The organism is Oleiharenicola lentus (assembly GCF_051660365.1).
In the GTDB taxonomy this organism is placed as follows: Bacteria; Verrucomicrobiota; Verrucomicrobiia; order Opitutales; family Opitutaceae; genus Lacunisphaera; species Lacunisphaera lenta_A.
In genome coordinates, this window is record NZ_JBOZXB010000001.1 from 379,886 (window position 1) to 402,500 (window position 22,615).

The window sequence follows — 22,615 nt, forward strand, 5'->3', positions numbered from 1 at the left end:
CATGCGCTGGCCCCCGTTTCGATTCCGCAGATTAGGGAGTAAACTGATTCTGTTGCTGGCGGGCCTCATCGCCGTGGTGCAGGTGACGGTTTATGTCCTGATCTCGCGGGAGAACGAGCAAAACGCGGTCACGCACATCAACCAAAACCTCGAGCTCGCGGCCCGCATTTTCCGCGACACCCTCGAACAACGTATCGTTTACCTGACCGGCGCGGCTGAAGCCATGAGCGGAGACTACGCTATCCGGCGTCTGCTCATGCAGGATCCGCCCGATGAGCCGACTTTACGATCGAACCTCGATAGTTATGCTGATCGCGTGCAATCGCGAACCCTCACGCTCTTTGCCATCGATGAAACTCCCCTGGCCCGAACAGACGATTCGCTGAAAGCCGCAGATCTTGCCCCGTTCATCGCGATGATCCGCGAAGCCAGCGCGCAGGAACTCGATCAAAAGCGCGAGTTCGCCTACCTCGGCGGTCGGCTCCATGTGCTTGTGGTCGTGCCGGTGTATGCACCATTTCCCAATGTCGCCGCGTGGTTCGGCATTGCTTATCCCATCGGAGATGATTTCGCCCAGTCACTCAAAAAAGCGACGCTCACCGACGTCACTTTCATGTCGGACACCAAAGGTGAACCCGCCCGCGTGCTCTCGACCACTTTGGATAGCGCTCACGCGGAAAAAATCGCCCAACAGGCTATCAAGCGCTCCAGCGCCGCCACTCAAATTATCGATCTCGGCGACGACGATTACGTCACCCTGTTCGAACCTTTGGTGTTAGCGCAGGATCGATCGATCGTCGTTGCACTTCAGCGCCCACTCAGCGCTGAACTCACGCAAGCCAAGGAACTCGAAGAAGCGATCCTGGCAATTTCAACCGCCGCACTGCTCGCCGCCACCATCGCAGCACTCATCATTTCCCACAGCGTCAGCAGCCCGCTGCGCCAACTCGCCCGCCATGCCAATTCTGTGGCCGCAGGAGATTACAGCCGGCACCTCCAACTCGCACGTCAGGATGAACTCGGGCAACTCGCCGTCGCATTTAATCAAATGACCGATGGGCTCGCCGACCGCGATCGCGTGCGCGATTTATTGGGGAAAGTCGTTTCGCCGGAAATCGCCACGAAGCTCCTGCAATCCGAAGTTACCCTCGGAGGTGAAGAGCGCGAAGTCACCGTGATGTTTTGCGACCTGCGCGATTTCACCACGTTGAGCGAACGCATGGCCCCGACCGAGGTGCTGACTTTGCTCAACCGTTATCTGGATCGCATGAGCGCCGTGATCGAAAAACACGGCGGCGTAATCGATAAATTTATCGGCGACGCCATCATGGCGCTGTTCGGTGCACCGGTCGCCCTGCCCGACGCCGCCAATCGCGCCGTAGCCGCTGCCCGCGAGATGGCCGATGCGATTCACGCGATGAACCTCGAGCTAATTGCCGAACACCGGAAGCCGTTGGAATTCGGCATCGGCATCAACACCTCGCGCGTCGTCGCCGGCAATATGGGTTCCCAAACACGTCTTAATTACACGGTGGTGGGCGACGGCGTGAATCTCGCAGCCCGCCTCGAATCACTCACAAAAAACCGGAGCTTCGCGACCAACGTCATCGTCAGCGAATTCACCGCTCAGCAATGCGATGCCGGCAGCGCGCTTCGCCCGCTCGGTCAAGTGACCGTGAAAGGAAAAACCGATCCGATTAAAATTTTCTCCGTCGATGTCAGTCCGCGCCCGTGGGAAATCCGCGAAAATGCGGAATCAGGCTTGTTGTAAGTTCACGCCCAATTCGACTCCGCAGCTACTTCCAGCTGCGAGCGCATGGATTCAGGAATCAGTTGCGCCTGCATCACGCCTTTTTCGTTCGCAGTCACGCACACCGCGAAGATTTCACCCTGCGCGCACAGTTGGGCGCCTTTAAAAAATTGAAACACATAGCACACGGAGCGCTTGCTGATTTTCTTCACGAATAACTTTACCTCAACGACATCGTTAAAGCGCAACGGCGCACGGTATTCACAGCTCGCATTCACGCGAGGCCAACCGACGATTTCGCCCGGCACCAACGAAATCAACGGCACGCCCAGCGAGCGGTAGAACGCGGTTTCGCAACTCTCCATCCAGCGAAAAAAATTCGAGAAATGAGCGATGCCCGCCATATCCGTTTCGCAGAATTCGATGGTGCGCGTCATGCTGAACTGTGAAGGCATGGCGGGACTTTTTCCGAGCCGGGGAACCGAGGCAATGCCGTTCAACCGCGGCTTGAATTGAAGTTTACCCGCGCCACACTCTGCGCATGAACCTGTTATCCCGTCTCGTCATGGTGGGCGCTCTGCTCGCCTCTGTTCAAACGCGCGCTGCTTCTGCCTTTGAAGGCAAAGTAGATCTGGCCATCAGCACCGGAGCCAAAGGCGCGCCACAAGCTCTCAGCTACTCCATCAAAGGCGACAAGCTGCGCTTGGAAATGGCTGCTGAAGGCCACGCGATGGCGTCCATCGTCGATACCACCAAACAAGAAATCCTCGTGCTGATCCCGGATCAGAAAATGTATATGGTCATGCCGCTCAAACAGGGCGTGGAAACGGCGGCCAAAGCCGGCGGAGTCAACACCGACGTCCAAGTCGAAGCCACGGGCAAAACCGACACAATTCTCGGCTACAAATGCGAGCAGGTATTGGTGAAAGACAAAAATCAAGTCACCGAAGTCTGGCTCGCAGAAGGTCTCGGCACATTTGCCGGACTCGGCAGCGGCGGCAATCCGTTCGGCGGCAAAAAACCTGCTGCCACGGCCAAGTGGGAAGAAGCGCTGAAAGGCAAAAGCGGTTTTCCGCTTCGCGTGATTACCCGGGATTTGAAGAGCAACGAGACGTTCAAAATGGAAGCTACCAAGATCACCCCAGGCGCTCTTTCTGCCGCGCTTTTCCAGCCTCCGGCCGGCTTTCAAAAATTCCAGATGCCCGATCTCGGCGGATTTAATCCGTTCAAGTGAGCCACGCTTCTTCGCTTTCAATAAAAAGGCCGGGCGTTTTGCCCGGCCTTTTTATTTAGATTAATCCGAAGAACTCAGCGCGTTAGAGTTTTTCGAGCTCAGCCGCAGTCCAGTTAGATTTGCGATCGGCCGTTTCAGCGCGAACCTTCGCCACCGTCTCGGGTTGGACTTCTGAAGCAGTATTGCCCCACGAAGCACGGACATAAGAGATGACGTTGGCGATTTGTTCGTCCTTAAGAGTGCCACCGAGCGGAGCCATCACGTTGTTATATTCTTTGCCCTCCACCATGAGCGGACCGCTCAAACCGTGGAGCACGATGCGGATCACGCGCTCTTCGCTGCCTTGCGCCCATTCAGAACCGGCCAACGGAGGATACGTCCCGGGCTGACCCAAACCAGCAGGGCCGTGACATGCAAAGCAGGTCTGATCGTAAACACGTTTGCCCATCTGCGCGCGCGTGAGTTGCACGCCTTTGGAAGCACCGGGCTTTTCACGTTTAGCCACTTCGTTGACCACGAGTGGATCGAAGCGAATCGAATAGTGCACCATGTAAACGGAGCCGAAGAAGACCACGGTGCAAATCAAGCCGAGCAGCACAAGCGGCAGCATCGAATAGCCGTCTTTCTTTTCCGGCTTAGTCTTCTGCAACTGCGCATGGACTTGCTGGATGCTGTCGTCGCTCGCAGCGGATTGCTCGACGCGGGAATTTTTTTCTGGAGTCGCGCTCATCTTAGTGGGCTCCCTTCTTCTTTTCCGCAGGGGCGTTCAAGCCGCGCTCGGTGGGATAATCGTAGGTATCCTTCAAACTTTGGAGATAAGCGACGAGTGCCACGGCGCGTTGCGTCGGGACCACCTCGTAACCGGCCCCAGGCGCATATTTGCTGGTCAACTTGATCGCGTGCGCGGACGGCTGGCTGCCGGCGAGCGGGCGAACATCGAACAGGAACTTGTGAGCAGGCATCGCGCTGCCGGCAGAAACCGACTCCGGAGCATAAAGCAATTTATAGAACCAATCGGCATATTCTTCGGGTTTAGCCGAGTCGCCCAGACGGGCACCGACGTTACGAAGATCCGGGCCAACGCGGTTTTGGCCGATAAGCACGGCGCGGTCGCGGATGTAGTCGCGGGGATAACCGCCTCGCACGCCCCATTGACGCTCAAGGTCGCTGCCGACGCCTTCACGACGCACTTGCTGCGTATGGCAGGCAACGCAGCCGAGGTCTTGATAGACGAGCATGCCTTGATTGGCCAAGCCGGACATCGGTTGCGGATAAAGCGTTTCTTCCGCTGGATCCTTAAACTGGCTGAGGCTGCCAATCTGCTTATGCGCAGCGAGCAACAGGCCGGCCCACGACAACGCGAGGGTGGCAAAAACACCGAGGAAAAGAGCTAGTCCGTTTTTCATGCGTGACCCTCCGCAGGGCTCTGGAGAGCGGGAGGATTTCTAAATTGGGCGACCGCGGTTTTCTTGGAATTAACCGGGCACGCGAGGCCGAGGAAGTTGATGAAGAACGCACCGTGGCCGACCAGCAGCAGGCCGAACACCGCGCTACGCAGAGCATACCAAGTGCTCATCGATTTGCTGAGGTCAGCAAAGGCAACGGCGTGGTCATTCAAGAGGCTGCCCTGCTTGAAGCCGGCGTAAGTCAGCCCCACAGTCAGCAACACCACGCCCACCAAAGTGGCGCCGAAGTGAAGTTTCACCAACGCGCCCGAACGCCATTCGCGGCTGGTCAAACGCGGCAGGAAGAAATAGGCGGCGCCAAACATCGCGCTGGAGAAGCAGACGTAGAACACGAGCCAGTCGCGCAATCCATCAAGCACCGTGAACTGAGCGACCGACGCCACAGCGCGCGTCGCGAGGCCAACGTTGAAAATGAAAGCGAGGAAGAAACCGACGACACTCAGAAGAATGAAACGCAGCGTGAGGCTGTTTTTAACTTCACCTAGACGACCGGAGAGCGTGCCAAAGATATTCAGCCCAATCACAAATACGGCGACGAGCGACACCATGTTGGCGACGACGCCGAGGGTCGGAATCCACACCGGCACCGGAGCACCGATGAGACGGCTGCCGCCGGCGAACGCCGAGCTCACCACGAGCCACCAAAACGCCATTGGCGCGAGGTAGTAGTTGGCGACAGGTTTACCGAGCAGTTTCGGCAGGAAATAATAAATCGCCGCAAGCGCCACCGGCACGAACCATAGGCTGTAAAGCCCGTGCACATACCACGCGTTTACGATCGGTTGAAGCGCACCGCGCACGGGCGCTTTGAACAACATGATCTGGGCCACCGCGTAGAGCCACGGGAACCAGAACGCCGCGCCGAACAAATACCATTGGGAGGCGTAAACGTTTTCCGTGTTACGGATGCTGAAGGTCGTAATCGCCCACACGCCGATGAGCGCGTAAGCCACGAGCAGAAGCAGGCTCACATAGCTCGGCATTTCCAGCAATTCGAACGAAGTCGAATAACCACCGAGAATGCCCACCAAGCCGAGCGTGACACCGAGATTCCAAAATTTCGCCGCAATAAAAAGCCAGCCACCGTGGCGAAGCGTCGTCGCGGAAAGACGAGCCATGAGCCAGAGGCCGAACGCAAACGCCGCATTCATGCCCCAGCCGTAGACGAGCGCGTTCTGCGCGGCGGGAGCGAGGCGTCCGTGGGTCGTCCATTCGCAGTTGGCGAGGAACGAGGGAGTGTGCAGCTGGATGGCGGCGGCGAGTTGCATCGCTCCACCGACCAACAGCCAGAGCAGCGCCGAGCCAAAGAAAGCGAGCACCGGCCATTTGGCCGACGCGTCGATCTCGATTTGCTCCGTGCGAGCGGTTTGAACAGATGAATTCATCAGCAGAAAATTACTTCTTAGCGTGGTCGCGAACGGTCAATTCGATCGCGCGATCAACTGGCAGGCGAACGACGCCAGCTTTTTGGTCAACCCAACCGTAGGAGGTCGCCGTCACGGCTTCCTTAGCGTGGTGTTCAACGAGCAACGCCTTGCGCTCTTCAGGAGTGCGCACGCCTTCGATGGCATTGACGGTGGTCGCATGCGGAACGTAGATTTTGCGCGCAAGAAATGCGAAAGCGCCGAACGCCAGCAACACAATCACCGCGGTAAAGACGGGCGTGCGGTGCGGGAAGGAGAAGTTGGAAGAGTCACTCATGTCGAAGTGGCTTTAAGCTGATAAGCTTCCGGCGCCGTAGCGTCGTGATGCGTGAGGGATTCCACAATACGGGGGTCGCGAATCGGAATGAGTTTCGTGGTCGGGAAGCTCTTCAAATAGGACCAGACACAAATGCCGCCCACGCCGATTACAGAGCTTATCACCCAAAGCAGGTTGATCGAAATGAAGTTAATCGGCACGTCGTGGCCGTCGTGTTGATGCGTGAGCATCGGCAGCACGTTGTAGCAGATATCGATCAGGATAATCACCGCGACCCAGATGCTGATCTTCAGCGCAGGCGCACGGTTCACCTTGTTACGATAAAACAGCCATGAAATGAACGGCACCACAAAGTGACCGAAAAGCAGCAGCATGCCGACCCAGAGCCAGTCGCCGTGTTCACGGATGTTATACCAGAACGTTTCTTCAGGAACGTTGGCGTTCCAGATCAGGAAGTATTGAGAGAAGGTAACGTAGGCCCAGAACACGACGAACGCGAACGCGAGCGCGGTGAGACAGTGAAATTGGTTCGTGTTGTAGATGCCCTTATAATCGCCGCGGACATAGAGCCAGCACGTGATCACGACGCCCATCGCGAGCGCGGCGCGCATGCAGTTCGCGAAGAACCACACGCCATACATCGTGGAGAACCAGTGATACTCGAGGCTCTTCATCCAGTAGATGGAGGCAAAAGTCAGCGCGAGTGCGTTGAGCGGGATGCCGAAAGCCGCCGTCTTGCGGCTCATGAACGTCCACTTGGCGTCACCGTCGGAGTCTTGCGTGAAAGAGGCTTTGCGGAGACGAGCCGAGAGCCACATCCAGACCACGAAGAAACCAATCGTCATACCCGTGAACATTTCGCGGCTGAGGAAGCTGGCCTTCTTCACGTAGAGCGGGTCATCGCCAATCGTGCCGTGACCACCGTGAAGCGGCAGCGTAGTGTCCATCCACGACCAGATCGCGCCGGGCTTCACCCACACGGAAATGATGAGGGGAATGAAAAGCACGAGAAGCCATTTAAATGCCGAAAGGCCGTGCTCGAACTGACGACGAATCACTGTCGACCAGCCGGCGTCGAAGATGTGGTGAATCATCACCAACATCAGCATGCCGATCGCCACTGCCGTCCAGTAAGTGAGCGCAATCAGGTAGGAAAGCGCGACGTGTTGAAACGGCGATACGAGGAAACCGAGCGCGGTGACGGCGAGACCGATAAATCCGGCGATAAGAAACTTCGAGGCCAGCGCCGAGGTCGGCACGGGCGAGGCGGAAGCGTGGGAGGAGTTGGCGGCGTGTGCGCTCATGTTACTTCAGGCCCTGGCGTTGATCGAGGGGCACATCGTCAATTTTTGCGTTGTGGGCGCGCTGGAGAGCGCGCACGTAGGCGATCACCGCCCAACGGTCATCCGGGGCGATTTTGTCGGCGTAGGAAAACATGGTGTTTTTGCCGTGGGTGATCGTGTTGAAAATTTCGCCTTCGGCCATCGCGCGGAGACGTTCATCGTGATACGTCGGCGTGACGAGCATGCCGTAGGATTTGGTGATGCCATTGCCGTCGCCGAGCGCACCGTGACACGGCGCGCAATAAATCGTGTAGCGGCTTTGGCCGCGTTCGATGAATTCGCGCGAGATCACCAGATCAGCAGGAAATCCACGGGCGAAAGAACCGTCGGCATTCTTGCCTTGGTAACGGAAATCATCGGCGCGCAGGAACGCGGCGTCAGGTTCACCCGCGGAGCGACCGCGAGGAATCACTCCCGCAGGCAACGGACGATCCGCGCGACCATCGGCGAAGAACTCCGAGTGAGCCTGTGGCTTGTATTTCGCCTGATGATCCATGTCCGGAAACACTTCGATCGGCGGGCGCGTGGAGGTCATGCCCCGGAAGCCCATGACGGACAGCAGGAGGACGACAACGAAAGCGAGCGTGTAGTAGGCGTAGCGCATCTTATTGCTCCAGCTCGGCGATGTCTTTGCCGCCGGCATTGGCGAGCAGCTCGCGCGTGGCGGTGGCGTTGAATTTCGGGTCGTTGGCCTCGATCACAATGTAAAATCGGTCATCGAGCGCGCGGACAAATTGCGGCGCTTTCAGCACGGGGTGATAATGCATCGGCAGCTTGTTCAAGAAAAACATGCCGAAGATCGTCGCAAAAGCGGTGAAGAGAATAGTCAGCTCGTAAGAGATCGGAAACGCGAACATCGGGCTGAAGTAAGGTTTACCACCGACGACGAGCGGATACTCGATCGCACCAGCCCAGAAAATCATCGACATGCCGGTCGTGAAACCAAGCAAGCCACCGCAGAGCGAGAAGCGCGGCACTTTTGAGCGGCGCATGCCCATCGCGGCGTCGAGACCGTGCACCGGGAAAGAAGTGAGCGCGTCCCACTGGGAGAAACCGGCATCCCTCACCTTTTCACAGGCGTGAAAAAGATCGGGCACCGTGTCGAACGCAGCAATAAGTCCGTATTGTTTTGTCATGGTCGCGGCTCCTTAGTGTTTGTCCGATCCATGCGGATCAGCTGCCGGGATGACCGCTTTGACTTCCGACATCGGCATGATGGGAACGAAGCGAATGAAAAGGAGGAAGAGCACGGAGAAGACACCGAACGTGCCGAAGAACGTGAAGATTTCGACGATGGACGGTGAATAATAACCCCAACTCGACGGCAGGAAGTCGCGGGCCAGCGACGTGACGATGATCACGAAGCGCTCGAACCACATGCCGACGTTAACGAAGATCGAGAGCACCCACACGAGCGTCGTGTTGTTGCGGATGGATTTGAACCAGAAGAATTGCGGCGTGATGACGTTACAGCCGATCATGATCCAGTAAGCCCAGGCGTAGTGACCGAAGGCGCGATTAATGAACGCGAAGCCTTCATACGGGTTGGCGCCATACCACGCGATGAAGAACTCCATCGAGTAGGCGTAACCAACCATCGTGCCGGTCGCCAAAACGATCTTACACATACAGTCGATGTGATACTGCGTGATGAGATCCTCGAGACGGTAGATCGCGCGCAGCGGCAACATGAGCGTGAGCACCATGCCGAAACCGGAGAAAATAGCGCCCGCGACGAAATACGGAGGGAAAATCGTCGTGTGCCAGCCCGGGAGCAGCGACACCGCAAAGTCGAACGAGACGATCGTATGCACGGACAACACGAGCGGCGTGGACACACCCGCGAGGATGAGGTAAGCCATTTCGTAGTTGCTCCACTGACGATTCGAACCGCGCCAACCCATGGCGAAGAAACCATAGATGCGGGCCTTGACCAGATTGCCGGCGCGCGTGAAACGATCACGCAGCGTGCCCAAATCAGGAATCAAACCGATATACCAGAAGAGGACGGAAACCGTGCCGTAGGTGGAAACCGCGAACACGTCCCACTCCAGCGGAGAACGAAAGTTCTGCCAGATGCCGTTCGAGTTCGGGAACGGGAACAGGTAACCCGGCATCACCGCGAACCAGATACGACCCACGTGGAAAACCGGGAAGATCGCCGCGCACACGACGGCGAAAATCGTCATGGCTTCCGCCGCGCGATTGATCGACGTGCGCCACTTTTGACGCAGCAAGCACAAGATCGCAGAGATGAGCGTGCCGGCGTGGCCGATACCGATCCAGAAGACGAAGTTAACGATGTCCCACGCCCAGTTGACGGGATTCGCGTGACCCCACACACCGACGCCGGTGGACACGAGGTAAACGAGACCGGAGAGCGTAAACGAAGCGATGATCGCCGCGAGGCCGAAGCACCACCACCACCAGACCGGAGTTTTGCCTTCGACGATGCCGCAGATCTTTTCCGTGATCCAATGGAAATCGTGGTGATGTTGCACTAATTCCGCGCGCGGAATCGTGACCGGTTTGACTTCGGAAAGAATGGCCGGGGCCGGATGATCAGAAGAGTGCGCGCCCATTATTGGTGCCCTCCCTTGCTGTCGTGAGCCGCGTGGCCATGATCGTCATGGCCATGGTCACTCGCGTGGCCGGCATGATTCTTGTTGTTATACTCGACGCGGCTGAGCGGGAGCTGGGAATAGTCCGGCATTTCGGGATTCGGATTGCGCAGCTTGCCGAGGTAAGTCGTGCGCGGGCGAACGTTGAGGTAACCGAGGACCGCGTAGTCGCGTTCCTGCGCTTTCGCGAGGGAGACGGCGCTCTTCGGATCTTTGATATTGCCAAAGGTGACACCGTCGACCGGGCAAACCTGTTGGCACGCCGTCTTAATGGTGCCGTCGGGAATCTCGACGTTACCGGTGGCGCCGGCTTTGCGCTTCTGGGCGATCTTGGCCTGCTGGATACGTTGGACGCAATAGGTGCACTTTTCCATGACGCCGCGCATACGCACAGTGACGTCCGGATTTTTCACCATCTTGACCAACTCCGGCATTTCCTTCTGGTGGCCGAGCGGGCCCATGTAGAGGGCGTCGGTGGCGCGCTTGTTGAAGTCGAAGAAATTGAAACGACGCACCTTGTAAGGGCAGTTATTCGCGCAATAGCGCGTGCCGATGCAGCGATTGTAAGCCATGACATTGAGGCCTTCCTCATCGTGGACGGTGGCATTGACCGGGCACACCGTTTCGCACGGGGCCATTTCGCAATGTTGACACGCCATCGGCTGGATCACCATTTGCGGGTCTTCCGGAACGATGCGGTTGCCTTCGCCACCGAACGCCGCGCCTTCCGCTTTGCCGTCAGAGTAATAACGATCTAGGCGAATCCAGTGCATCTCGCGGCCGCGCAAGACCTGATCTTTGCCGACGATCGGGATGTTGTTTTCTGCCTGACACGCGACCACGCACGCATTGCAACCGATGCAGGTATTCAGGTCGATCGACATGCCCCATTGATGGATGCCGTCGAAGTTAGGTGTCTCGTAGAGTGAGTTACCACGCGGCGTCTCGGCGGCGCGTTTTGCATTGAGTGCAATGCGCTCGTGCTGCGGCAGCTTGGCGAACTGCTCCGGCGTGTAATCTTTGTAGATCGCCGGCGAGTGCGACTCCATGCCCACAGAGTGCATGACTTGCGGGTTATCGTTGAACTCAGTGAGGTTAGCTTCGCGCACGATGTCGCGTCCTTCCATCGACCAGTGTTCCTGCGTGTTCGCAAGTTTGTAGCGCGCGCCGGTTTTCGTGAGCGTCGCACCCACCACAAAACCAGCGGTTGAAGTCGTGCGCAGTGGGTAAGCATCGAAACCCGCGCCGTTGCCGACGTGGCCAGCCTTCGTGCGACCGTAACCCAGCGGAACGATCACCGTGAAATTCGCCAGACCTGGCTGGACGTGAATCGGGCCGCGAATTTTGCGACCGCCGACCGTGATTTCACCCACATAAGCGATTTCCTTGCCTTGGACAAATTCGCCTTCTTCGACACGCGCGACGGGAATCGCACTGCCATGCGGCACGATGCCGAGTTCGCGACCCAGACGCGGGCTCACGAGAATCGCATTATCCCACGCGATCTTGGTCACCGGATCCGGACACTCTTGCAGCCAGCCGTTGTTGGCGAAGCGACCGTCGTCGACCTTCTCGGTCACGAAACGGACTTCCAAGCTGTCTTTGCTGAGCGTCGGCACCGAGGCAATCGTCGCAGCGGTCGCGGCCGCAGTGATGCTGACGTTCACTTTGCGATAACCGGAATTCTCGAGCAGGCCATCGTGCAGGAATTTCTCGAAAGCCTTTTTGTCGTCGCCCGAGGTGAGCGCCGCAATCGTCGCATAAACTTGTTCGTAAGCCTCCGGCTTCGCCTCGCCCGCGAGACGCGCCAAAAGCTCCACTTCCATCAAACCGTTGAACAACGGCATGATCATCGGCTGGATTGGGAACACCGTGCCATCAGTGGCGCGCGTGTCACCCCATGACTCCAGGTAATGCGTCGCGGAAAGATGCGTGCCGGAAAGGGCCGAAGTTTCGTCGAAATAGTAGCCGTAACGAATGACTTCCGAAACCGACTTCAACGCCGCGCCGAACTCAAGGTCAGCAGGAGCATTGTAAGCAGGATTACCATTCACCACGAACAGCGTCTTGACCGAACCCGCTTTGATAGCGGTGGTGAGTTGCGAAATCGAAGCAGCGGTCGTCGCCGGGACTTCGACAAAATCGACGGTCGAGCCGATGTTGCCGAGCGCCGCGTTGATCGCATAGGCGAGCGCGTGCACTTCGGCGGGTTGATGCGCACCGGCGACCACTAAACTCGCGCCGCGATGGTCAGCCAAATCTTTGGCGCAAGCTTCGATCCACTTGGAATCCACTTCGAGGCCACGCGCTTCGGCGCTGCTGGTATTGAGCACGCGAGCCGCCAAGGCCGCAGCGAACGCCGCGATATGGCTGCTGGAAAGACGCAGACGATGATCGGCCATGCCGCCGGTCAGCGTGAAGCTGCTCTCGACGACGTAGAGGCGATTCATGGTCAGTTTGTCGCCTTGCTTGATCGCACGACGGCCTTTCGCGAAATCACGGGCATGCCCGAGATTACCCGCGTCACCATGTAAGAAATCAGAATCGAGGCTGACAACGCGGCTCGCCTTATCGAAATGATAAATCGGCTTCACGCTGCGACCGAATGCGGTCTGCGCAGCGGCGGCGGGAGCTTCGTCTTGCACGGGCTCGTATTCGGCCCAAATCGCCTGCGGAAAGTCTTGTTTCAGTTTCGCGACCAGGCGCGCGCGCGTGGGCGAAGAGGATTCGTCGGCGAGAAACGCCAGACCCGCGCCACGGTTGGCCGAGTAAGTCGAATGGATACTCGCGAGGAGATCGTTGACTTGCGCGGTCGAGAGAGCGTCAGAACCTTTGACGTGGCCCATCGAACGCTCCGGATCGTAGAGATCCAACACAGACGATTGCGCCGTAATCGAGGTGCCGCCGCCGTAAGGCAGATAGCTCGGATTACCTTCGATTTTCGTCGGGCGGCCTTGATGCGTTTCCGCGAGGAGCGGAATAGCTGATTTGCGCAACGGCATCGCCGTCGCGAAATAAAGCGGGAGGCCCGGCACGGTGTATTCGACCGATTTGCCGTAAGGAAGAATCTTGGATTCCGGACGACGGCAGCCCGCCAGGCCGAGGCCACCGAGTGCAAACGAAGCGGCCATCAGCTTCATGAACTGGCGACGATCGACGCCCTCGATGCTCGAGGCACCTTCAGGGAATTCACGAGCCATGTGCTCGCGGAAACCCGGCGTGTCGGCCAATTCGTCGAGACTGCGCCAGTATTTAGGACCGGCGAGCTCGCGCTGGGAGGGAGCGGGATGTTCGAATTTGCGTTTCATCAGCGATGGCAGCCGGAGCACGAGGTCGGTGGCTTCACCTTCCAGTCGTGAACAAATTTTTGCGCTTCAGCGAGGCGGCCTTGCTCGGCGAGCGTTTTGGAATCGAGATTGTAAACATCTTTCGGCTCACGGATGCGCTGCTCAGGATTGCGATGGCAATCCAAGCACCAGCTCATGCTGTGCGGCTTGTCCTGATGGACGACCGACATCTCGTTAACCTTGCCGTGACACTCGACGCAGCTAACGCCGCGATTCACGTGCACAGAGTGATTGAAATAAACGTAGTCCGGAACTTGGTGGATCTTGACCCAAGGAACCGCCTCACCGGTCGCATAGCTTTGACGCACCACTTCGAGCAGCGGGCTCGTGGTCTTGATGATGCTATGGCAATTCATGCAGGTCTGCGCGGCGGGGACGCTGGACGTGCCGGATTTTTCAACCGACGAATGGCAATAACGGCAATCGATGCCCAACTGGCCGGCATGCAAGCTGTGCTCAAACGGAACGGGCTGCACCGGCGCATAGCCGACACGCAGGTAGGCCGGCGTGGCGTAGTAGCTGATGCCGGCGGCGGCGACGCCACCCAGCACAAACAAGAAAATCACAATCTGCAGAGGCAGAGCGTTGGCTGATTTTGGAAAAATCTTCGACATGGTGGCCGGCTGAAGTGCGTGTGCGCTCGGAGGCGAGCGTTAGAAACTTCCTTCCTTTCGGGCGACGGCCCGCGTTTCAGGACGGAGGTTGACTTGAGCGACCGCAGGGCGCTCGGCAACGCGGCTGGTTTTTGCCAGCAAAGTGGGCACGAAGCCCGTGGCGGCCAAGAGGCCGCCAAGCTTGGCAAAGAATGATTTGCGCGAACAGTTAGTGCTCACAGTAGAGGTGCGGTTCAAATTCGTCCCAAAGCAAAGAAGCCCCCTCTCCAATGTAAAACAAAATTTCCAACCAACTCAGCGCGCTTGAGACTATTAGCAAAGTCGCGAAATGAAATTTTTCCGCTAATCCGAATTTAGCGTGCGCCCCCGTGCTGCGGCGCCGCGGGCACCCGTCGTTACTTAACGAATTCGCCGTCGCGCATCGGCTTAATCTCGTCGCAGCGGTTCGCGATGTCGGGATTATGCGTCACCAACACGACCGCCTGGCCGTTTTCCTTGGCCAAGCGCGTCAGCAAATCAAACACCATGGCGGAATTCTTGACGTCGAGATTCCCCGTCGGCTCATCCGCGAGGATAATCGCCGGCTGATTCGCCAGCGCGCGAGCAATCGCCACCCGCTGCTGCTCGCCACCGGAGAGTTGGGTTGCGAGACGGTGCGTTTTTTCGCCCAGACCAACGTCCGTCAGCAATCCCCTCGCCCGATCAACCATCTGCTCTTCACTCAGGCGGCCGAGCTTGCGCATGGGCATCATGACATTGTCCAGCGCCGAGAATTCCTGCATCAAAAAGTGAAACTGAAACACAAATCCGATGTGTTCGCAGCGCGCCGCCGTGCGTTCGATATCACTGCTGTTCGACATCAGCTGATCACGAATCCAAATCGATCCACCATCCGGCTGGTCGAGCAATCCGAGCAGATAAAGCGTCGTGCTTTTACCGCAACCCGACGGGCCGACGATCGCGGTGACATTACTCTTCCGCGCCTCGAAAGACACGCCGCGCAGGACGTGGACACGTCCCTCGCCCTGCCCCAAGTAGCGTTGCAGCCCTTCGCAGCGCAGCACCACGTCGGTCGAATTTGGCTTGGGCGAACTCATTGGGACGTTCCTCGGACGATATCGCCCGGTTCCAAACGCGCCGCGCGTCTCGACGGAATCCAGGCCGCCGTCATCACCACCACCGCAGCCGTCACCGTGGCCACGACGTAATGCCAGATTGACCAGTAAACTTGAAAATTATCCGCCGTGAAAATGCCGCGAATACGGATCGGAAACTTCGAAACCGCATACGTGACTCCGGCGCCCATGCCCCACCCTCCGACGGTGCCGATAACCAAAACAATCGAACCCAACCACAGGAAAATATGAGAAATATCTTTCCGCGTGTAGCCCATGGAACGCAAAATCGCGATCTCCTTGGTTTTTTCGATTACGATCATGGCAAGCGTGTTGAACATGCCCAAACCCGAGATAAGGATAATCGTGGAAACCGTTAACGCTGACGACACGCGCAAGGCTTTAAAAACGTCGAGCCAGGTTTTTTCTCGATCCTGCCATCCTTGAGCACCGTGCCGCAGCACTTCCTCAAGTTGGGCGGCGTCTTGCGGAGCGCGATCGCGGTCAAATAACGAGACCTGCAAAAAAGAAGCTCCCGTCGTTTTCTTAAGCAACGAACGCGCTTCGCCCAAATGCATGTAGATGCGCACCTGATCGATATCGCGCACGCCGGTCTCGTAAAAGGCTGAAACTTTGTAGCGGCGTTGTTGATCCGCCGCTCTCAAAATCAGGGTATCACCAATCGAAAGCTGCAAACGTTCGGCCAACACTTTTCCCACCAAAAGACCCTGCGGAGACGCGCGGAAATCTTCGATCGTGCCGCCGCCACCCACGATCTGAGCCCCCAAATCGGACACCAACAAATGGTCTTCCAACTTAATTCCGTAGACCTGAGCTGACTCGTTTTTAAACGAACTATCCGCGACGACCGAGCCGCGAACGACCATCGAGACGCCGGCCACATTGCGAAACTTCCGCACCGCCTCGATGAGCAAGGCCGGATCTTCGACTCCCTCGATGTATTTGCGGGCCGAACGATCTGAAGCGAGTTCGAACTTGCTCGCGTCTTTACTATGCCCGTCGGCCTGCATCGCAAAGATGGTATCTTGGAACTTATCCTCGATACGGATCGCGCCGTTGGTGCCGAGGATGGTTTTGATAAAAAACTGCTCGAAGCCGCTGGTTTGCGCCTGCGTGACAATAAAAAAACCTATGCCGAAAATAATCCCGGTCAGGCTCATTAACATCGACCGCTTACGAGCGGTGAGAAAACGAAAAGCAATGCGAAGATTCGTGGACACTCCGAGAGTCGTCTTAGTTGGCAATCACGCGGGAACGGACCCGCTCGCCGTCACGAAAAAGATCTTGTTGTTCGAGAACTACCATGTCGTCCGCTTTGATCCCCTTGACGATCTCAACTTGATTCATGCTTTCGTAGCCTTTTTCCACTTTGCGCAATTCAAGCTTTCCATTCGCCACGACATAAACGTGTTCTCCCACGAGGGCACGACGTGGAATTAACACCGTCGAATCACGCTCGGCTGTAACGATAAACACTTCGCCTGTGATTCCCGGGACGAGCGCGCGGCCTTCAGGCAACATGACATCGAGGTAAACCGTGTAACGCTGCGTAGTTGGATCAGCCGATGGTAGAATTTTGGAAATAACGGCGTTATAGTGGTCACCGCCGTAGGTCAGGAAACGAACTGTGGCTTTTTGGCCAAGTTTGACCGCGGCGAAGTTCTCCTCGCTTAACTTAGCTTCGACCGTTCTGCCAACAGAGATGACCGATGCGATCGGTGAATTACTGCCGATCAAATCACCCACCCGGGCATACACTGTAGTCACAACCCCGTCGGCCGGCAGAATGATCGCCATCTTGGATTTTTCGCGTTCCTTCGTGCGCAGCGCGTTTTCGAAATTTTCCAGGGCGAGACGACTCGCGACCTCCTCCAGTTCCATACGCTGTTCGAGTTGCTGGAAAAGACGCTTCTGCTTTGCGAACTCTGCTTGAGAAGTAGCACCAGCTTTGGTTTTTCGCTCAAGTTCGTCGAGCGTATCGCTCGCGTTGAGCACTTCAGGGCGAAGCGTAGAACCGAGTTCTACTTTGCGCTTGGCGGCGACAATTTCATTTTTGATTCGCTCGATTTCGATATCGATATCGCCGCTGTCGATTTGCACCACCAAGTCGCCGCGGCGGACGCGTTTGCCGATATCCAATGCAGACTCAAGGACGCGCCCGCCGACCTCGCTTTTCAATTCCATCTGATATTCTGCGGAAACGGTGACCGTGCCGGGCACCGCTCGCACCGCCTTCCCTTTGGTCGCGGCTTGAACCAACGCCTCAGGCCTCAGCAAGTAGCTCGCGGCGAAAAAAACAATCACCACCAGCGCGATGATCGTCACCCATATCGTTTTCCAATTTTTACCCGGAGCAGCTGATTTCATTTATTAATTGGCGCATTCGCTAACACCGGATCTTCGGCCACGAGCCCGAGAAAATCCCCTGTTTTAAGGAGATAATCGATGCGGGTGTTGATAGCGTTAATTCTAGCGTCGTAATAGGACAGGCGATCTTGAGTAACATTGCTTTCCGAGATCACACCGCGCGCAAATTCGGCTTGGCGTGCCTCATAACTACCGACGGCTGAAATCAGCATTCGGTCAGCGATGGACATGTTACGTGCAGAGAAGTTCAACATCTTCACTTGAGTCTGCGCGTCCGCAGCAAGTTGCTCGGTCAGGATGCGGTATTGGTTCTCATTACTTCTACGCCGCGCCAGCGCACTGCGTTTACCGCCAGAAGCGGCAAAGCCATCAAAAATCGTCCAATTTACTGAGACGCCAGCGTAAGTTGAGTTAACCCGGAATTTTGCCGCGTTATTCGTGGTGTAGCTTTGCTCATCTTGATTTAATCCAATCAAGAAGTTGAATTTCGGGAGCAGGCGTGTCTTTTGATTACGATAAGAAAGATCTTCCATCACGATACGATCGCGAAGTTCTTCAGCTTGAGGGTTTACGGGATCTTTTTGGGAAAGGAAGCCAGCCAAGACATTGTTAAACGCACCGGAAGAATCGGCAATGACCGGAATTTCCGTCGCGATGTCTTGATCAGTGATTTCTCCGCCAGTGAGACGACCAAGCGCTCGCTTGGCATTTTCGAATTCGAACTCCTGCTTTTCGCGTTCGATTGTGCTGCGCTCGGCATTGATACGGACGCCAAACATTTCAGCGTCAGACGCTACTTTTTGACGTAAACGTTCTTCGGCCTGAGCAAGGGAATCCTGATTGAACTTGTCGCTGATGCGGACTTTTTCGACGTAGGACTTACGAACAATCAGCATCAAATATTGCCCACGAATCTCCTGCGCCAATAAGCGATAGCCTTCACGATAGTTGCCATCCGCGATCTTCTTTTGAATGGCTCCCATACGAACCAGATTTTTCCTTTCGCCCCAGTGAAAAATCGGTTGGGACAAAGAGAAGTCATAATACGATTTGTCGACATCAAGGGTTTCATCGATGTCTGCGCGCTCATCGCGGGCTTTATTAAAGCGGTAAGAGCCACCCACCGAGGGAAGGATGTTCGAACGCGATTCAATCCGCGCGCCTTCCGCCACCTCGAGATCGAGGGCTCTGCCGATCATTCGTGGAGACTGCTGAACCGCCCGCTTCAACATAGCATCAAGCTGGGGATACAGCTTTTCAGGCAGGACAAGTTCATCAACAGCGGGCGAAGCCGCCCACAAGCCAGTCATCATGAACGGCAAAGCCGCGAAGTATTTCCAGACTTTCATAGAATAGGTGTCGAAACCGCCGCAAAGGCCTCGGATTGGCAACCAGTAAATTTCATGCATTGATTGGAACAATCAAGGGAGTTGTTTCCGCTATTTGCCTTTACATAAAAAACTTCCCAATCGCTTCAAAGCGCGGCATTCCCCCACGTCTACATGTCCAGTAGGCCTAGCAATTTCTTAACTGATCTCGTCACGCATCGTGAGCTGCTTTGGCAATTCACTCTGCGCAATGTCGAGTTGCGCCACAAAGGAAGTCATCTTGGCTTGGTGTGGTCGTTCTTGAATCCGCTTCTGATGCTCGGCCTCTACGTGATGGTTTTCGGCTATATTTTTGACGGTAAGTTCGGTGTCACCGCCAACGAAACCAGAGTGGATTATGCGTTAGGCATCTTTCTTGGATTAACGTTGTTTCATTTCATATCAGAAGTTCTCGGGACGTCCCCAGCACTTATCGTTGGCAACCCTAATTTCGTCAAAAAAGTCGTCTTCCCTCTCGAAATTTTGCCTGCAGCTGCTGTCGCGACTGCATTTTTTCACATGTTGATCAGCTTGTGCCTCGCTGTCATCTGCTTGTTGCTTTTTGGCATTCCGCTCACGCCTGAGTTTCTTTGGCTGCCTGTGATCATCGTCCCGGTAGTTTTGCTCGCATTGGGCATGGCGTGGTTCTTTTCAGCTTTGGGCGTTTTCATCCGGGACATCGGCCAAATGGTGCAATTCGTCTCGATGGTGCTTATGTGGGCAAGCGGCGTATTCTACTCAGCCCAAAAGCATCCCGAAGCGTGGATTTATCTGCGTTTCAATCCCTTGTTGCTCGCCATCGATCTGATCCGAGACGCCGTGCTATGGGCCCGGCCAATTAACTTTAACCATTTGGGCTACGTCTATCTTTTTAGTATAGGGGTGTGCCTAATTGGACACATTGCTTTCAAGCGAATGAAACCTGCGTTCGCAGACGTTTTGTGACCATGCAGACGAAAACCACAGGACATGTATTTTGGCTTTTCGGCCTCTCTGGATCAGGCAAATCCACGCTTGCCGAACATTTAACCACGCAGTTGCGCGCTAAATCTGGCACCCCGCTGATCTTGGATGGCGACGCGCTAAGGGCTGGGCTTTGCCGTGGCTTGGGGTTTTCAGATGCGGAGCGCTCTGAAAATCTGCGTAGGGCCGCAGAAGTTGCCAAACTAGGCGCCTCCGCCGGCTTACCGGTTGTGGCGTCGTTCATCACTCCGCTGGAAGCACATCGTCAACTCGTCGCTGAAATTATCGGAGCAGCGCATTTATCCCTTATCCACCTGACCGCCTCGTTAACAGTCTGCCAGTCTCGCGATGTAAAAGGCCTCTATTCTCGAGCCCAGAAAGGGTTGGTCACACAAATGACGGGCATTACTTCCAATTTTGAATTACCGAGTCATGTCGACCTGCAAATCGACACGGCTACAGAATCAATCGAGGCGTCTGCTTCCAAACTCGGGGCATTCGCCTTATCGCGATTGTCTCCGCTGAACTGACACTATGTCGAATTTGCATCTCGCCCACCTCGATCTCCTTGAGCACGAGGCCATCCATATCATTCGCGAGGCCGTAGCGCAGTTGCCTAACAGCGCCATTCTTTTTTCAGGCGGTAAAGACTCACTCGTTCTAGCAACTATTGCGCGCAAGGCCTTCGCGCCCGCATTGCCCCCGCTGCCCTTACTTCACATCGACACAGGGCATAATTTTCCAGAGACGCTTTTGTTTCGAGACGCTTATGCCCGCGATACCGGCTACCGACTCTTAATCAGAACCGTGCAATCCAGTATCGATGCCGGACGCGCGACCGAGGAGTCAGGAGTAAACGCCAGCCGCAATGTTCTTCAAACGGTTACGCTGCTGGATGCTATTGCCGAGTTTCGGCTGGATTGCGCCTTTGGCGGCGGTCGACGGGATGAAGAAAAGGCCCGCGCCAAGGAACGCATCTTTTCCCATCGCGATGGATTCGGGCAGTGGGATCCCAAGAACCAACGTCCCGAACTTTGGAATCTCTACAATGGGCGCAAAAAAAACGACGAACACTTCCGCGTGTTTCCGCTCAGCAATTGGACTGAGTCCGACATCTGGGCCTACATCCTACGCGAGAAGCTACCATTGCCTTCGCTTTATTTTTCACACGAGCGCGAAGTGTTTACCCGCAACGGCGCTTTGCTCTCGGTCTCACCTTATCTGCCACTGCAACCCCACGAGCAGCCGCGGCATGAACAAATTCGCTTCCGCACCGTTGGCGACATGACTTGCACCGGAGCGATCCGATCACCGGCAGCCACAGTAGCAGAGATCGCTACGGAAGTCGCCGCGCTTCGCCAAACAGAACGCGGCACACGTTCTGACGACCGCCGTTCGGAAACCGCGATGGAAGACCGCAAACGTCAGGGATACTTCTAAACGCCATGGACACCCTGCGTCTTATCACCTGCGGCAACGTCGACGACGGCAAGAGCACCTTGCTCGGACGGCTGCTGCACGACACCAAGTCCATCTTCGAAGACCAATGGGAAGCAGTCCAGAGTGCCAGTGCTCGACGTGGCGACGCTTACACGGATCTTGCGTTACTCACTGATGGTCTGCGCGCGGAACGCGAACAAGGCATCACCATCGATGTAGCTTATCGATACTTCGCGACGCCCCGCCGGAAGTTCATCCTCGCGGATTGCCCGGGCCATTTCCAATACACTCGCAATATGGTCACCGGCGCTTCGTCGGCCCAGCTGGCTCTCCTGTTAATCGATGTGCGCACCGGCCTGACCGAGCAAGCCTGCCGCCATGCATTTCTGGCAACGCTGCTCCGCATCAAGCACCTCATCGTTTGCGTCAACAAAATGGATCTGGTTGATTTTCGTCAGGAAGAATTCGACCGCGTGCGCGAACAATTCATGGCTTACGCCGAGCGACTTGAGGCCGCCGACATTCAATTTATCCCGATGGCTGCGTTACACGGTGATAACGTGGCTGAAAAATCCACGCGCATGCCATGGTATGAAGGAGCTTCCCTGCTCTACACCCTCGAAACGGTTTACGTTCGGAACGATGCCAACCACATCGATCCACGTTTTCCCGTGCAAACGGTGATCAGACCGCAAGATCCTGCTCGCCCTGATTTCCGCGGCTTCGCCGGTCAGATTGCCAGCGGAGTCTTTCGATGCGGCGACGAGGTGGTTCATTTGCCCAGTAAGTTAACCGCCCGAATCTCCGGGCTGCACGGCCCGAACGGAGCGATCGAAGAAGCATCCTATCCCATGTCGATCGTCATGGAGCTTGACCGCGATCTTGCCATCGGACGCAGCGACCTCCTTGCGAAACCGAACAACCAGCCTGCTACCGCCACGGAATTTGAGGCCATGCTTTGCTGGTTAGGGGATCGGCCACTTGACTCCGCCCGGCGCTACCTCCTGCGGCACACCACGCGCGAAACGAAATGCGTGGTGCGCGAAACCCGCTACAAACTGGATGTGAAAACCCTGCACCGAAGCGACGATCATTCTCCGCTGCGAATGAACGATCTCGCCCGCGTGACCATCGCCACGGCAACCCCGATCTTTTTCGACAGCTATCGAAAGAACCGCCAGACCGGCAGCCTCATCCTGATCGACGAAGCGGCCAACACCACAGTCGCTGCGGGCATGATTCTCTAGTCGGCAACTTGTCAGCTTG

21 protein-coding genes are annotated in these 22,615 nt (G+C 56.4%); 6 read left to right on the plus strand and 15 right to left on the minus strand.

Translation table 11 applies throughout. The features are described 5' to 3' along the window. Window position 1: 1 nt before the first annotated feature. The gene (locus tag ACRRQW_RS01345; RefSeq protein WP_438479447.1) at window positions 2-1,771 is read left to right on the plus strand and encodes an adenylate/guanylate cyclase domain-containing protein; all 1,770 of its coding nucleotides are present in this window, start codon (window positions 2-4) and stop codon (window positions 1,769-1,771) included. 2 nt (window positions 1,772-1,773) lie between these two features. Here the strand turns inward: ACRRQW_RS01345 and ACRRQW_RS01350 are convergent, their stop codons facing one another. Continuing rightward, entirely contained in the window at window positions 1,774-2,205 is a 432-nt protein-coding gene (locus tag ACRRQW_RS01350) for an acyl-CoA thioesterase (RefSeq protein ID WP_438479448.1), read from the minus strand. A gap of 86 nt (window positions 2,206-2,291) precedes the next feature. On the opposite strand from ACRRQW_RS01350, the gene ACRRQW_RS01355 reads away from it, so the two are divergent. Beyond that, window positions 2,292-2,984, plus strand: coding sequence for a DUF4412 domain-containing protein (locus ACRRQW_RS01355; protein ID WP_438479449.1), 693 nt, complete (start codon window positions 2,292-2,294; stop codon window positions 2,982-2,984). Window positions 2,985-3,066: 82 nt separating this feature from the next. Here ACRRQW_RS01355 and ACRRQW_RS01360 read toward each other — a convergent pair whose 3' ends face one another. The 14 genes from ACRRQW_RS01360 to ACRRQW_RS01425 form a co-directional block, all read right to left on the minus strand. Next, on the minus strand, window positions 3,067-3,714 hold the full coding sequence (locus ACRRQW_RS01360; RefSeq protein WP_438479450.1) for a c-type cytochrome: 648 nt from the start codon (window positions 3,712-3,714) through the stop codon (window positions 3,067-3,069). A gap of 1 nt (window position 3,715) precedes the next feature. Next, the gene (locus tag ACRRQW_RS01365) at window positions 3,716-4,390 is read right to left on the minus strand and encodes a cbb3-type cytochrome c oxidase subunit II (RefSeq protein ID WP_438479451.1); all 675 of its coding nucleotides are present in this window, start codon (window positions 4,388-4,390) and stop codon (window positions 3,716-3,718) included. After that, window positions 4,387-5,835 (minus strand): cbb3-type cytochrome c oxidase subunit I, encoded by a 1,449-nt coding sequence (locus ACRRQW_RS01370; RefSeq protein WP_438479452.1) that lies wholly within the window; start codon window positions 5,833-5,835, stop codon window positions 4,387-4,389. Before ACRRQW_RS01370 ends, ACRRQW_RS01365 begins: the two co-directional genes overlap by 4 nt. Window positions 5,836-5,845: 10 nt before the next feature. Beyond that, entirely contained in the window at window positions 5,846-6,151 is a 306-nt protein-coding gene (locus ACRRQW_RS01375; protein WP_438479453.1) for a hypothetical protein, read from the minus strand. Continuing rightward, window positions 6,148-7,455 carry a hypothetical protein gene (locus ACRRQW_RS01380; RefSeq protein WP_438479454.1) on the minus strand — a complete coding sequence of 436 codons (1,308 nt, stop codon included), beginning with the start codon at window positions 7,453-7,455 and terminating at the stop codon, window positions 6,148-6,150. The genes ACRRQW_RS01375 and ACRRQW_RS01380 overlap by 4 nt, the downstream gene beginning before the upstream one ends. A gap of 1 nt (window position 7,456) precedes the next feature. Next, on the minus strand, window positions 7,457-8,098 hold the full coding sequence (locus ACRRQW_RS01385) for a c-type cytochrome (protein WP_438479455.1): 642 nt from the start codon (window positions 8,096-8,098) through the stop codon (window positions 7,457-7,459). A gap of 1 nt (window position 8,099) precedes the next feature. Beyond that, window positions 8,100-8,630 carry a DUF3341 domain-containing protein gene (locus ACRRQW_RS01390; protein WP_438479456.1) on the minus strand — a complete coding sequence of 177 codons (531 nt, stop codon included), beginning with the start codon at window positions 8,628-8,630 and terminating at the stop codon, window positions 8,100-8,102. A 12-nt stretch (window positions 8,631-8,642) separates the two neighbouring features. Then, a complete protein-coding gene (gene nrfD / locus ACRRQW_RS01395) occupies window positions 8,643-10,076 on the minus strand; it encodes an NrfD/PsrC family molybdoenzyme membrane anchor subunit (protein WP_438479457.1) in 1,434 nt (477 codons plus the stop codon). After that, on the minus strand, window positions 10,076-13,423 hold the full coding sequence (locus tag ACRRQW_RS01400) for a TAT-variant-translocated molybdopterin oxidoreductase (protein WP_438479458.1): 3,348 nt from the start codon (window positions 13,421-13,423) through the stop codon (window positions 10,076-10,078). The genes nrfD and ACRRQW_RS01400 overlap by 1 nt, the downstream gene beginning before the upstream one ends. Beyond that, window positions 13,423-14,076, minus strand: coding sequence for a cytochrome c3 family protein (locus tag ACRRQW_RS01405; RefSeq protein ID WP_438479459.1), 654 nt, complete (start codon window positions 14,074-14,076; stop codon window positions 13,423-13,425). Before ACRRQW_RS01405 ends, ACRRQW_RS01400 begins: the two co-directional genes overlap by 1 nt. A 395-nt stretch (window positions 14,077-14,471) precedes the next feature. Beyond that, complete coding sequence (locus ACRRQW_RS01410) at window positions 14,472-15,173, minus strand: ABC transporter ATP-binding protein (protein WP_438479460.1); 702 nt, start codon at window positions 15,171-15,173, stop codon at window positions 14,472-14,474. After that, window positions 15,170-16,372 carry an ABC transporter permease gene (locus ACRRQW_RS01415; protein WP_438479461.1) on the minus strand — a complete coding sequence of 401 codons (1,203 nt, stop codon included), beginning with the start codon at window positions 16,370-16,372 and terminating at the stop codon, window positions 15,170-15,172. The genes ACRRQW_RS01410 and ACRRQW_RS01415 overlap by 4 nt, the downstream gene beginning before the upstream one ends. Window positions 16,373-16,445: 73 nt before the next feature. Further along, window positions 16,446-17,579, minus strand: a complete 1,134-nt coding sequence (locus ACRRQW_RS01420; RefSeq protein WP_438479462.1) for an efflux RND transporter periplasmic adaptor subunit — start codon at window positions 17,577-17,579, stop codon at window positions 16,446-16,448. Beyond that, window positions 17,576-18,928: a TolC family protein gene (locus ACRRQW_RS01425; protein ID WP_438479463.1), complete on the minus strand. Its 1,353-nt coding sequence runs from the start codon at window positions 18,926-18,928 to the stop codon at window positions 17,576-17,578. Before ACRRQW_RS01425 ends, ACRRQW_RS01420 begins: the two co-directional genes overlap by 4 nt. Window positions 18,929-19,081: 153 nt before the next feature. Here ACRRQW_RS01425 and ACRRQW_RS01430 point away from each other — a divergent pair, with 153 nt between their 5' ends. Genes ACRRQW_RS01430 through ACRRQW_RS01445 form a run of 4 tightly spaced genes read left to right on the plus strand, consistent with a single transcriptional unit; the run spans window position 19,082 to window position 22,596 of the window. Beyond that, a complete protein-coding gene (locus ACRRQW_RS01430) occupies window positions 19,082-19,891 on the plus strand; it encodes an ABC transporter permease (RefSeq protein WP_438479464.1) in 810 nt (269 codons plus the stop codon). 2 nt (window positions 19,892-19,893) lie between these two features. Next, window positions 19,894-20,439 carry an adenylyl-sulfate kinase gene (gene cysC / locus ACRRQW_RS01435; RefSeq protein ID WP_438479465.1) on the plus strand — a complete coding sequence of 182 codons (546 nt, stop codon included), beginning with the start codon at window positions 19,894-19,896 and terminating at the stop codon, window positions 20,437-20,439. A 4-nt stretch (window positions 20,440-20,443) separates the two neighbouring features. Next, on the plus strand, window positions 20,444-21,349 hold the full coding sequence (gene cysD, locus ACRRQW_RS01440) for a sulfate adenylyltransferase subunit CysD (RefSeq protein ID WP_438479466.1): 906 nt from the start codon (window positions 20,444-20,446) through the stop codon (window positions 21,347-21,349). 5 nt (window positions 21,350-21,354) lie between these two features. Continuing rightward, window positions 21,355-22,596 carry a sulfate adenylyltransferase subunit 1 gene (locus tag ACRRQW_RS01445; RefSeq protein ID WP_438479467.1) on the plus strand — a complete coding sequence of 414 codons (1,242 nt, stop codon included), beginning with the start codon at window positions 21,355-21,357 and terminating at the stop codon, window positions 22,594-22,596. Window positions 22,597-22,615 lie beyond the last annotated feature (19 nt).